This window comes from Micromonospora echinofusca, assembly GCF_017614955.1.
GTDB lineage: Bacteria > Actinomycetota > Actinomycetes > Mycobacteriales > Micromonosporaceae > Micromonospora > Micromonospora echinofusca_A.
This window is the reverse complement of record NZ_WVUH01000234.1, coordinates 1-11,792: the sequence shown is the minus strand read 5'-3', so window position 1 is coordinate 11,792 and position 11,792 is coordinate 1. Positions and strand designations below refer to the sequence as shown.

The window sequence follows — 11,792 nt, the reverse complement described above, 5'->3', positions numbered from 1 at the left end:
ACCGGGCCCTGATCGCCGTGCGCAGTCGGGCACCGTACCGACCCACCGGTGGAGGTACCCATCCGGACGCCGGGCTAGGCCCGGGTGAGCCGTGACGCCGACAGCGGTCCACGCGTCGGCGCGATACTGTCGGTTCATGGGTGTGACGGGGGCAGGGGTACCGGTCGGGTCGACGGTACCGGCCGGACCGGTACGGTCGGCCCGCTCGACCTGGCACCGCGCGATGCGGGTGGCCCGGGTGGCCGCCCTCGGTACCGGAGGAGCGGCACTGACCGCCGCCGTCACGACAGGGGTACTGCTCGGGCAGGCCCGGCAGGCCCGCCGGACCATCCCGATGGCGGAGGCGCCCCCGCCCCGCTGTGACGGCCTCTACGGCCCGAAGTTCCCCGGGAAACCGCTGACCCTGGTGGTGCTCGGCGACTCCTCGGCGGCCGGGTACGGCGTGTTCCGGCCCCGGGAGACGTTGGCCGCGCTGCTCGCCACCGGGCTGTCCCGACGGCTGCGCCGGCCGGTGAAGCTGCGCCGGTTCGCGGTGGTCGGCTGCCTCTCCAGCGGGCTGCCGCACCAGGTGGAGGCCGCCCTGGAGGTGGCGCCGGACATCGCGGTCATCCTGATCGGCGGCAACGACGTCACCAACCGCACCCCACCCTGGGCGGCGGTCCGTTACCTGGCCGACGCGGTCCGCGACCTGCGCGCGGCCGGTGCGGAGGTGGTCGTCGGCACCTGCCCCGACCTGGGTGCCATCCAGCCGATCAAGCCCCCGCTGCGCTGGGTCGCCCGGCGGTGGGGCCGGCAGTTGGCGGCGGCGCAGACCGTGGCGGTGGTCGAGGCGGGCGGCTGGACGGTCTCCCTCGGGGACCTGCTCGGCCCCCGGTTCACCGCCGAGCCGGCCCGGATGTTCGCCTGGGACCGGTTCCACCCGTCCGCCGAGGGGTACGCGGTCGCCGCCGCCGCCCTCTTGCCGACGGTGCTCTCCGCGCTCGGCTCCGCCCCGGAACGCAGGGGTGCCCTGGGCCGGCACGAAGGCGTACGGTCACTGCCGGAGGCCGCGCAGGAGGCGGCACGGCACGCCGGGACGGAGGTCAGCGGCACCCGGGTCAGTGGTCGGGAGCGGGGACCGGCCGGCCGGTGGGCGCAGTTGCGCCGCCGACGGGCCCTGTTCGGGGCCGGCTCGGCGCCGCAGCCGCCCGAGCCGACGGCCCCGCCGGACACCCCGGCACCGCAGCCTCCGGACACGGCCACCGGGGCACCCACAGTGGAGGGACGAGCATGAGCGAGCGCGGCAGCGGGCGGGCGGCCCGGGTGGGTCGGGCGGCGGCCCTCACGCTGATCGCCGGCACGGTCGGCGGTGCGGCGGTCCTCGCCGGGGAGGCGTTCGTCGCGCGTACCCGACGGTACGCACAACCCGAACTGGGGCTGGCCCTGCGCTCCACCGTCGGGCGGACCGGTGCCACCCCGTTGCGTCTGGTCCTGCTCGGTGACTCGTCGGCCCTCGGGGTGGGCGTGGACCGGGTCGGGGACACCATCGGCGGGCAACTGGCCCGGCTGCTCGCCGAGGAGCCGGGCCCGACCGGCGACCGGCAGGTACGCCTGAGCAGCGTGGGCGTCTCCGGCTCCCGGTCGACCGACCTGGCCACCCAGGTGGCCCGGGCACTGCTCGGCGAACGGCCGGACGTGGCGGTGATCCTGATCGGCGCCAACGACGCGACCTCGGCCCGCCGTCCGGGCGAATCGGCCGCCTACCTCGGTGCGGCGGTCCGCCGGCTGCGGGACGCGGGCGTGGAGGTGGTCGTCGGCACCTGCCCCGACCTGGGCGCGGTCCGGGCGATCGCCCCGCCGCTGCGGCAGGTCGTCGGCTGGTTGGGCCGGCGGACCGCACAGGCACAGGCCAACGCGGTCCTGGAGGCCGGTGGGGCGGTGGTCGATCTGGGTGCCGAGACCGGGCCGGTGTTCCGGGCCGACGCCGGTACGCTCTGCCACGACGGCTTCCACCCGTCGGCGGACGGTTACCGGGTCTGGGCGCACGCGCTGCTCCCGGCGGTGGCCGCCGCAGCCGCCGCAGCCGCCCGGCGCTGACCGGGGCGTTCCCCGGTCACCGGGGCGGTCAGCAGGTCTTCACCACGGTCATCCGGGTCACCTGCGGCAGCGGCACGAGTCGGGGTACCCGCTGTTCGGGCTGGTCCCCCGTGGCCTCCTTGGCCGGGCCGACGATCAGGTGGCCGTCGCGTACCCCCACCAGTTCGCCGCAGACCGGCCCGGCGGACGTCTCCACCGACACCAGCGGCGCCCGGCTCTCCCCCGGGCCGAGCCAGGTCAGACCGACCGCGGCGGCGAGGACCACCAGGCCGACCACCATCAGCCGGGCGGCCCGCCGGATACCGGTACGGATCCGTTCGCTCTCCTCGGCGTGCCAGGCCCGCAGCGACTCGCCGGTCAGGTAGATCTCGTCGTCCGGCCACCCGGAGGCGGCCCGCAGCGCCAGCAGGGACGCGGTGACCAGCAGTACGAAGGCCCCCGCCAGCAGGACCACGACCAAGTACCGGACGCCGGGGGCCAGATTCGAGATGTCGCTGCGGCCCTTGACGATCAGCACCGCACCGAGCAGGGCGGTCAGGCCGGCGAGCCCGGTGCGCCACCCCTCGGCCTGCCGGCGGAGCGAGTCGAGCTGGTGGAACTGGGTCTCCTGGGCCAGTTGTGCCCAGCGTTTCTCGGCGATACTCACGGCAGGGCCACCTTCCAGTACGCCCCGCAGCCCGACTCGCCCGACTCGGCGGGCCGCTCGGCGTGCGGGAACCCGCAGGCGCAGATCACCGTGACCGGCCCGGCCGGCGGTTTCGGCGCCGAGCCGGCCTTCCGTCTCGGGAAGATCCCCTTGTAGCCGTGCGGGCTGCCGATGTCGTGGCTGCTCACCGTCCGGCCCTGGCAGGCCGGGCAGACCCCGGTGATGTCCAGGCCCTTCTCCCGCAGTACCACGTCGAATCCGGCCAGCAGGCCGAAGCTCTGCTCGGTGTAGCTGATGCCGCTGTGCGGCGTGACGACGGTCGGCTGGTCAGTCAACCGGGTCCTCCTCGGGTGGCACGGTGAGGTCGAACAGGGGTGCGTAGTGGCGTAGCCGGTCCCGTACCCAGGCAGGGGTCTCCCCAGTCAGGTCGGCGCAGCGTTCGACGTGCGCGTCGGAGACGACCGGGCCCACGGCGGGCTCGTACCCGTCGAAGTGGGCGGAGAGCAGGATCAGGTCCTGCCAGCGCACCAGATCGTCCGGGACGGTGGTCGGGTCGTAGTCGAAGGTCAGCCCCAACGGGACGTACCGGTCGAGGCGCTGCTGCGCCTCGGGCAGGGTCAGCCCGAGCCGCCCGGCCTGCCGTACCAGGTGCAGGCAGGTGACGACGGACACCGGTGCATCCTCGTCGTCGGCCTCCGGCAGAAGTTCGAGATCCACGGCGTCCGGCCGTACCTCGGCGAGGGCAGCCAGGGCACTTGCCGAGACCTCGGGTACCGGTGCCCCGAACTGCCGATACCAGTCGAGTTCCTGGATCACCTCGACCACCGGGCTGTCGGTCTCGAACGCATGCTCGGCGACCAGGAGCGGGCTCCAGCGATCCCGCCAGTGGACTTCATCCATCCGCTCCACGCAGAGCAGGTCAAGCTGCCGCAAGGATGGTCGGAGGTCGGGGGCTGCGGTCACGAAATCCGCCACGGCGGGCTGTACGTCTGTGAACACACCGTTGCGCGTGAGCGCGTCCAGACACTCCGCCGCCGGCAGTCGGCAGGTGTCGGTGAACCAGATCAGCTCGGGCACTGAGATCGGCCGGGTCGACGAGGCGAGCCTCAGAAAGAGTGCGTGGTCGTGGAACTTTTCGCCCGCCACCGACCAGACCGAATCCGGGTTGATCAGCCCGGCGATGATCCGGGCGCTTCCCGACCAGTCGTCCCGTCGGCCCGGGGCCCTGCGCATGATGAACGATCCGGCCCCCGGGTGCGGCACCACGTCCGGAAGGTCGTCGAGTTCGGGCAACGACAGCTGGCCCAGTGACTCCAGCCTCCGCAGCCCCTCCCGGACCGCCTGGATGCTCCACCCGATCTGGGCGGCCACATAGACCATGCGCCAGCGAGCGAGCCTCCCATCCGACTCCGCACTCGGCAGCGCCGCCTTCTCGACCTCGGTCAATGGCGTCGGCGCCAGCTCCGGATCGGGCAGCGCATAACCCAGGGGGGCGAACCGGTTGATGGCGGCCCATGCCTCCATAAGGGATGCGCCGGTGCTGGCGACGACCCTGGCAAGGTGTCGCAGCGGCACCACGCTGGGTACCCACGGTGGCTCCCCGTCCAGGTCCTGGGAGAGCAGGGTCAGGTCGGACCTGGTGCAGATCTGGTCGGCCAGATCCTCCGGGTCGAGCACCGCCACCGGATTGTCCGGCGGCAGCCATCGCCGCGCCTGGTGGAGGACCTCCCCGAGGGTCAGTCCTTCCCGCGCCGAGATCCCCACCAGGATCACCGGGATCGGCGGGTCGAGGTTGGCGGACTGGCCCAACGCGACCAGCACCAACTCGAGCAGGTGCGCCGGTACCGAGGTGAGATCCGCCTGCTCGACAACTCGGAGGGGCCGGACATCCAGGCCGGCGATCGCAAACCGGAGCAACCGGCGGCGCACCTGCCCGGCCGGCTGGTCCAACTCGTCGGCCAACTCGGCGAACCGCCCCACCTCGGTGGTGTTCCCGTCACCGACCAGCGTCAGCAGGTGGCCGTCGAGCGGCGCGGGCACCGGGTACCCCTCGATCCGGGCCACGCTCGCCCACCGCGACCCGACCGGTCCGGCCAACGACCAGACCGCCCGTCGCCACGAGTGCAACCAACCCGGCATTGACGCGCTGCCCATCTGCACCAGTAACCGACCGTCACGAGGGACACAGCCGACCCGTCCCAGATCGACGAGTTCGGCATCCACGGCTTCCCTACCGAGCGGGATCCGGACGCCGTGCTCGACCAGGTACTCATAGACCTGTTGGGCGACCTCCGGCTTGGCCTCGGTCACCGACCACAGCCAGCGCAGGGTCAGGCCCGGCCAGCCGACCAGCTTCGGCAGACCGTCCCGGAGCTGACCGGTCACCCACTCCTGGTCCCAGTCCCGGAGTGTCCTGCGGTCCACGGTGAACCGGGGCCGTTGCCGGTCCCGCAGGTCCACCACGTAGCCGTACCCGGTCTCGTCGGTCCGGATGCCGTCGGCGGTCAGGCCACCCTCGCCCGCCACCCACCAGACCCGGTCGGTCACGCGTGCCGGCGTGACACCGCTACCGGAGTACCGCAGCTCACCCGCGCGCCACCGCTCCGGTTGCTTGCCCTCCTCGCGGATCTCCAGGTCGAACTCGGGCAGCAGGATCAGCTCGTCGAGGGTCCGCCGGACGGAGACCTTCTCCTCGCCGGTCAGCAGCAGCCGGACGCTGGTCCCGCCGTCCGGCACGCCGTGGTCCCGTCGGATCCGGAACAGGCTGCCGCTGCTGCTGATGTCGATCCGCAGGGTGTCCCCGACCGGTTCGGCGTACTCGTCGGTGGCCCGGGTCCGGATGGAGATCTCGTCGGCGAGCATGAAGTAGCTGAACACCCCGATGCCGAACTGGCTGTTCGGGATGAGCCGCAGGTCCGGGTCGACCCGCTGCCAGCGGGCCTGCTCCCGGCGGAACGCGTCGCGGTGCACGAACCGCTGGCCGGCCTGGGCGAAGGTGTTCTTCAGCGTGTCGGCGTCCATCCCGACGCCGTTGTCCGTGCACTCGACGAACGGCTGGCCGTCCTCCACCCCCTGGGTGAAGACGATCCGGCCCTGCCAGTCCGGCACCGGCATACCCCTCACCGACAGGTACCGTCGCCGCATTTGCCGGTACCGGCAGGCGTCCAGCGCGTTCTGGTACAGCTCGCGCAGCGCCAACGTGGGGTCGCCGTAGAGCTGCCGACCCATCAGCAGTTCCTTGATCTTGTCGTCGGAGAGCCGGAAGCGCGGCAGCTCCTTCTCGTAGCGCCGTTCGTTGCGGACCCCGGTACCGGCCGGGGTGATGCCCTCGGCGGTCACCACCACCGGGAACGCCGCGAACAGCCCGGCGTCCACACCCGGCCGGCTGGCCAGCCGGACCGCTGCCGCCCGGCTCTGCTCGGCCAGCTCGGCCACCTCCAGCAGGGCCCGGTGCACGGCCGGATGGGTGCAGACCGTCCGCAGGTCCAGGCCCCGACCGCTCGGCCCGGCCGCACCCTCCCAGTGCAGCCGGCTCAGGTTCGTGCGGAGTTCGTCGAGGTCCAGCGCGTCCCGGATGCCCACGTGGTCGGCGACCACCGGATCGAGCCGGCGGACGTCCACCGCGAGCACCCCGGCCAGGGAGAGCAGGCCGCCCAGGGCCGGGCTCCGGAACTGGGGTACGGCGCAGCCGGTCAACTCGTCACCGGTCGGTACGGAGATCGCCGAGCCGAGGCAGGGGACCAGACCGGCGAGCACCCCGGACAGTTCGGCCGTCCACGGCCCGGAGCCGTCGGCCGGCTCGCCGAGCAGGCGGGCGGCCAGCCGGCGGCACAGTTCGGCGGTCTGGGCGCTGTCCCAGAGGTCCTGCCGCCCGGTCACCCAGCGGTGCACCAGCCACATGGCCAACGCGTCCCGCTCGGCGGTCCGGCCCCGGGCGGCCAGCCCTTCGGCCCGGTGGCACATGTGCTGGTGGATCGAGTGGGTGATCTCCAGATCCGACCGGGGCCCGGGGGCGTGGGTACGCCGGAAGTCGGTCGGGGTGGACATGGCCGCTTCGGCCAGCCCTTCGGCGAGTACCGCCTCACGCAGGAAGGGGGCGGCCACCAGCAGACCGGCCTCCACCGGGGAGAGCGACGGCGGACTGTCCCCCTCGACGTCGAGGAGTTGGGCGAGCCGGCCGGTCACCCGTACCGGGTAGTCGTGGTCGGTCCACGGGTCGGTGAGCCCGGCCCGGCTGGTCAGCAGGTCCTGGGCGTCCCGCCACTGCCGGGCGTACTCCTCGACCAGGTCGGCCAGGCCCGCGCGGAGCTGCTCGACCCGGTCGGCCGATGGGTCCGGGCAGAGCTGCCACAGCGGTGACTGCCGGACCGCCTCCTGCCAGGCTTCGAAGACCTGTTCACCCGCACAGATCGGCAACGCGGCCGGCAGGTCCTGATCCGCGTCGGAGAGCGCGATGCTGAGCTGGGGCTCCTGCTGCGGGCCGTCCGAGCGCCGGGACCGGCGCAGCATCCGTTGCTTGACGTGCGTGAAGACGGCGTTCACCGTCTGGGCCGGGTGCCGCTTGTCGAGGATGTCGGCCAGCGTCTGGGTGAAGAAGCTGCCCTGCTCGTCGTACCGGCAGACCTCACCGGGGGAGCAGCCGGCCAGCAGGGCGAAGACCCCGTTGGCGGGGCGGGCGGCGACCGGGGCGCGGGTGGCGGCCAGGGCCTGTCCACCGAACCCGTCACCGTCGTCCCGGCAGGCGTCGACGACGAAGAGCACCAGCCGGGCCGGGGAGCGGTCCAGGTACCGGGCCGGGTCCAACGGCACCAGGGTGTCCGGGTCGAACTCCTCGTCCGAGGTCAGCCAGTGACCGTCGGTCGGGATCAGCCAGTCGTCGCCGTCGAGGTTGACGCCGTGTCCGGAGAAGTAGACCAGCACCGTGCCACCCGCCGGTACGCCCCGGCACGCCTCCTTGATCTGCCCGATGATCAGCCCACGGGAGGCGGGTTGTCGGATAGCAGTCTCCCCGGCCTCCGTCTCGGGTGTCGCGCCCAGCACCGTCACCGCGTAGCCGGAGTCGAGGAGCACGTCACGCATCCGGGTGACGTCGGCCCGGACCACCGCCTCCGGGATCGCCTCCAACGGCGAGTTCTCGCAGCCTGAGACACCGATCAGCAGCGCACGCCGGTCTGTCATGAGGGAGGTCTCCGAGGGGATCCACGAGGGGCGGAGGGAGCGCACATCATGCCACAGCTTCGCTACGTCCCGTGGTAGCCCGAAGCCCTCTACCCAGGCAAGTTACCCACGAGTTAACGTTGGCCCATGCCGACTGATCCGTCCCGCACCGCCGTCATCGTCGCCACCGCCCGGTCCCCCATCGGCCGGGCCGGCAAGGGTTCCCTCCGCGACGTCCGCCCGGACGATCTCGCGGCCGCCATCGTCCAGGCCGCCCTGGACAAGCTCCCCCAGCTCGACCGGACCACGATCGACGACCTCTACCTGGGGTGCGGGCTGCCCGGTGGCGAGCAGGGCTTCAACATGGCCCGGGTGGTCGCCACCCTGCTCGGCCTGGACACCCTGCCCGGCGCCACCCTCACCCGGTACTGCGCCTCCTCGTTGCAGACCACCCGGATGGCGTTCCACGCCATCGCCGCCGGTGAGGGCGACACCTTCGTCTCCGCCGGGGTGGAGTGCGTCTCCCGGTACGCCCGGGGCAACTCCGACGCCCTGCCGCCCGAGGCACAGGCCCTGGTCGGCGGCGGCTGGGAGAACCCGCGCTTCGACGCCGCGCGGGCCCGCTCGGCCCAGCGGACCCAGGCCGGCGCGCCGGTCTGGACCGACCCGCGCGAGGCCGGCGAACTGCCGGACATCTACCTGACCATGGGGCAGACCGCCGAGAACCTGGCCCAGGCGTACGACGTCACCCGCGCCGACATGGACGAGTTCGGGGTACGCAGCCAGAACCTCGCCGAGAAGGCGATCGCCGACGGCTTCTGGGCCCGGGAGATCACCCCGGTGACCACGCCGGACGGCACGGTGGTCAGCGCCGACGACGGCCCCCGACCCGGGGTGACCCTGGAGGGGGTGGCCGGGCTGAAGCCGGTCTTCCGCCCCGACGGCCGGATCACCGCCGGCAACTGCTGCCCGCTCAACGACGGGGCCGCCGCCGTGGTCGTGATGAGCGAGCAGCGGGCCCGGGACCTCGGCATCACCCCGTTGGCCCGGATCCTCTCCACCGGGGTCAGCGCCCTTTCCCCCGAGATCATGGGCCTCGGCCCGGTCGAGGCGTCCCGGCAGGCGCTCAAGCGGGCCGGCATGACCATCGACGACGTCGACCTGGTGGAGATCAACGAGGCGTTCGCCGCCCAGGTGATCCCGTCGTACCGGCAGCTCGACATCCCGCTGGAGAAGCTGAACGTGATGGGCGGCGCGATCGCCGTCGGCCACCCGTTCGGCATGACCGGCGCCCGGATCACCGGCACCCTGATCAACGCCCTCGACTGGCACGACAAGACGATCGGCCTGGAGACCATGTGCGTCGGCGGTGGTCAGGGCATGGCGATGGTCATCGAGCGGCTGAGCTGACCGGGTTCGTAGACTCGGGCCGGTGAGCGTCGACGAACTGACCCGCGCGGTGGACCTGCTCGTCCGGCAGGTGGGGCACTGGCAGGGGCCGCGCTGGGGCGCAGCGGCCAGCACCGGCAACACCTCCCGGGCCGCGCTGGTGCACCGGCTGGTACAGGAGATCGCCAACCGGGCGGCCGACGCCGAGGGTCGGCCGCGTCGGACGGTACCCCGGCTCGACAACGACCTGGCGCTGCCCGACCAGCTCCGGGTGGTCAGCGCGGACCTGGTGGCGGCCGGCGCCCCGGCGGCGGTGCTGGCCGACGCGGCGGCCGAGGTGACCGCCACCCGCCACGCCCTGTGAACCGACGCGGGGCCCGGCCGACCTGGAACCGTGGCTGCACCACGATTGACGACCACGGTGTTTCCCTCGTGTAGTGCGGTAATCGAACTATCCGGGGAGCCGAGAATCGCAGTCGTTTTGAGCGTGATACCTGAGAGTCATCATGATGACTCTCAGGTATCACGCTTGCCGTGAGGTGCGTTCCTGGGAGCTGCCACCATTCCTGACATTCGCTGCCTCACGTCGATCAGCATTCGTACGGGTTCGGCAGCCGCCTGCCTGGCTCAGCTCATTGAGCGGCTGCGTAGCAGCGCTCGCGCTCCCTGGCCCACAGCTCCGCGTCATCAAGATCTTCACATTCCGTACACATCTGGCCGAGCCATGCCGTAGAACCCGGCGTTCGGACAACCAGTCTCCTTGCTTACCACCAGTGCACTCCACATCGGCTTGTCTTTTTTCTGCGGCACGCTTGGGACCTGGTCGAGTGGGTGGCTCAGGAAGCGGGGCGCCATTCCGACCCTTCTGGCAAGTGGCCTAGCCGATCAGACCCCTGGCCACGGCAGCGCCGAAGAGTACGTCCACAGGATGCCGGCCTGCCGGCCGGTCGCTGCTCCGGTTGCGGCGGGCAGGGCCGACGTCGGGCGCAACTCGTCTACACCGTCGCCAACCTCGACACCGGGGCGGTCGCGTCCCGCACGGTCGGGCCGGGCAGCCTGCCGCCGGTCCCCGACGGCCGGCGCGGCTGGCAACTCGACTGTGCCCCGCTGATCCGGGAACTGGCCGGGAGCGTGGCGGCCGTCGGCCTGCGCCAGGTCGGCGACCCCGACCGGGGCGCCGACGGCCAGACCCTCGGTTTGCCCTCGTGGCGGCCGTACCTGCCCGCCGGGCAGCGCCGGACGGCCGAAGCGGAGGCACTGGTCCGGCAGGACCACCAGCCGTGGCGACTCTTCCTCGGCCGCAGCACCGCCCCACCCGCACCCGCCACGGAAAGTGTGCTCGCCCGGCTCTGCGCCGTCGCCGACCTGCTCTGCCTCGACCTGGTGGTGGAAGCCCGGCAGCAGCATGATGGCCACCCGACCTGGGGCATCCGCTACGAACTGCCCGGCGCCGAGGTGCCCGCCGGGCCACGCCTGACCGCCGTCGACCTGTCCTCGGCGGTCGCCGCGACACCCAGCTTCGCCCCGGCAGCCCCACCGTCACCGTCGCTGGCGCTGCCGTCCGCCTACTACGGGTACCGGAGCCGCCCGCGCCGTCCTGGCGCGGCGACCCGATCCCCCATCGTCCCTGCCCGGACTGCTTCCCGGGCAGCCCGCTGCGCCGCTGCCACTGCACCCTCGGCGGGCACCCGCCCCGCCCGCAGTGCGCCGCCTGTCAAGGTGCCGGCCGCGCCGTCTCCGCGCTGGCCTGCCCGACCTGCCAGGACAGTGGGCGGCAGTATGCCGCGCTCGCGGTCACCGTCACCGACCTGCACTCCCGGGTCGGCCACGAACGGTGGCAACCCGACGCCGGGCAGTCGGCCACCCCGGTCGCCCGGCCACCCCTCGGCCCGCCGGTCCACCAGCTCCCCGAGGGCTACCGGCTCGGTCGCTGGGCCGGCATCCTCGGGGTACGCCCGGAGGATCTCACCGATCTCGACGGCGGCCACGAGATCGGCCAGGACCTGCGCGACGGCATCGTCGTCACCGCCACCGAGAACGACCCGATCGTGGCGTACCTGCGGACGGCCAGCGCCGGCCAACCCGGTGCGCGGCTGCTCGTCCTCGCCGCCACCCCCGACGTGCCGCCCCTGGCCGAGGTGACCCGCCTTGCGCTCGGCCTGCACCTCGGCCTCGCCGTCACCGTCGCCGACCACCGGCACCACGACGACGACCCGACCCGGCTGCACGGGCAACGCTGGGAGGTCGACATCCTGACCCCCGGCGCACCCGTCGACCGGCTCGCCCCACCCGTACGGCCGAGTCTGGAACACGCGATCGGATTCTGCCTGGAGAGCCTGGACAGCACCCTCGCCGCCGCCGTACCGGCCGATCCTGCCCAGCCCATCGGCGCCCCGCAGCATCCGGCACCCCCGGCCGTGCCCGACCCGCTGCCGCTGCTCACCCGCCTCGCTCACGAGTACCCCGGCCACCCGGTCACCGTCGTCGTCGAGCCGGCCGGCTGCCGCGCGTACCTGCACGAGAG

8 protein-coding genes and 1 pseudogene are annotated in these 11,792 nt (G+C 72.9%); 5 read left to right on the top strand and 4 right to left on the bottom strand.

Translation table 11 applies throughout. The features are described 5' to 3' along the window. The first annotated feature begins 136 nt into the window (after nt 1-136). Both GSF22_RS23055 and GSF22_RS23050 read left to right on the top strand, forming a co-directional pair. A complete protein-coding gene (locus GSF22_RS23055) occupies nt 137-1,273 on the top strand; it encodes an SGNH/GDSL hydrolase family protein (RefSeq protein WP_208815822.1) in 1,137 nt (378 codons plus the stop codon). Beyond that, nucleotides 1,270-2,076 (top strand): SGNH/GDSL hydrolase family protein, encoded by an 807-nt coding sequence (locus tag GSF22_RS23050; RefSeq protein ID WP_208815821.1) that lies wholly within the window; start codon nt 1,270-1,272, stop codon nt 2,074-2,076. Before GSF22_RS23055 ends, GSF22_RS23050 begins: the two co-directional genes overlap by 4 nt. Nucleotides 2,077-2,104: 28 nt before the next feature. On the opposite strand, the gene GSF22_RS23045 is transcribed toward GSF22_RS23050, so the two are convergent. Genes GSF22_RS23045 through GSF22_RS35490 form a run of 3 tightly spaced genes read right to left on the bottom strand, consistent with a single transcriptional unit; the run spans nt 2,105 to nt 7,900 of the window. After that, complete coding sequence (locus GSF22_RS23045) at nt 2,105-2,722, bottom strand: hypothetical protein (protein WP_208815820.1); 618 nt, start codon at nt 2,720-2,722, stop codon at nt 2,105-2,107. Next, entirely contained in the window at nt 2,719-3,057 is a 339-nt protein-coding gene (locus tag GSF22_RS23040; protein WP_208815819.1) for a hypothetical protein, read from the bottom strand. Before GSF22_RS23040 ends, GSF22_RS23045 begins: the two co-directional genes overlap by 4 nt. After that, nucleotides 3,050-7,900: a wHTH domain-containing protein gene (locus tag GSF22_RS35490; protein WP_208815818.1), complete on the bottom strand. Its 4,851-nt coding sequence runs from the start codon at nt 7,898-7,900 to the stop codon at nt 3,050-3,052. Before GSF22_RS35490 ends, GSF22_RS23040 begins: the two co-directional genes overlap by 8 nt. A gap of 126 nt (nt 7,901-8,026) precedes the next feature. On the opposite strand from GSF22_RS35490, the gene GSF22_RS23030 reads away from it, so the two are divergent. Together GSF22_RS23030 and GSF22_RS23025 are read left to right on the top strand one after the other, a co-directional pair. Next, entirely contained in the window at nt 8,027-9,289 is a 1,263-nt protein-coding gene (locus GSF22_RS23030; RefSeq protein ID WP_208815817.1) for an acetyl-CoA C-acetyltransferase, read from the top strand. Between the two features lie 22 nt (nt 9,290-9,311). Next, nucleotides 9,312-9,632, top strand: coding sequence for a hypothetical protein (locus tag GSF22_RS23025; RefSeq protein ID WP_208815816.1), 321 nt, complete (start codon nt 9,312-9,314; stop codon nt 9,630-9,632). 521 nt (nt 9,633-10,153) lie between these two features. Here GSF22_RS23025 and GSF22_RS23020 read toward each other — a convergent pair. Further along, entirely contained in the window at nt 10,154-10,675 is a 522-nt protein-coding gene (locus GSF22_RS23020; protein ID WP_208815815.1) for a hypothetical protein, read from the bottom strand. Between the two features lie 641 nt (nt 10,676-11,316). Between GSF22_RS23020 and GSF22_RS23015 the strand changes: the two are divergent. Continuing rightward, nucleotides 11,317-11,792 (top strand): annotated as a pseudogene (locus GSF22_RS23015) (hypothetical protein); the annotation flags it as partial.

Coding starts and splice junctions, on each gene's coding strand:
- GSF22_RS23055 (WP_208815822.1), top strand. CDS start 137: ATGGGTGTGACGGGGGCAGGGGTACCGGTCGGGTCGACGGTACCGGCC.
- GSF22_RS23050 (WP_208815821.1), top strand. CDS start 1,270: ATGAGCGAGCGCGGCAGCGGGCGGGCGGCCCGGGTGGGTCGGGCGGCG.
- GSF22_RS35490 (WP_208815818.1), bottom strand. CDS start 7,900: ATGACAGACCGGCGTGCGCTGCTGATCGGTGTCTCAGGCTGCGAGAAC.
- GSF22_RS23030 (WP_208815817.1), top strand. CDS start 8,027: ATGCCGACTGATCCGTCCCGCACCGCCGTCATCGTCGCCACCGCCCGG.
- GSF22_RS23020 (WP_208815815.1), bottom strand. CDS start 10,675: ATGCTGCTGCCGGGCTTCCACCACCAGGTCGAGGCAGAGCAGGTCGGC.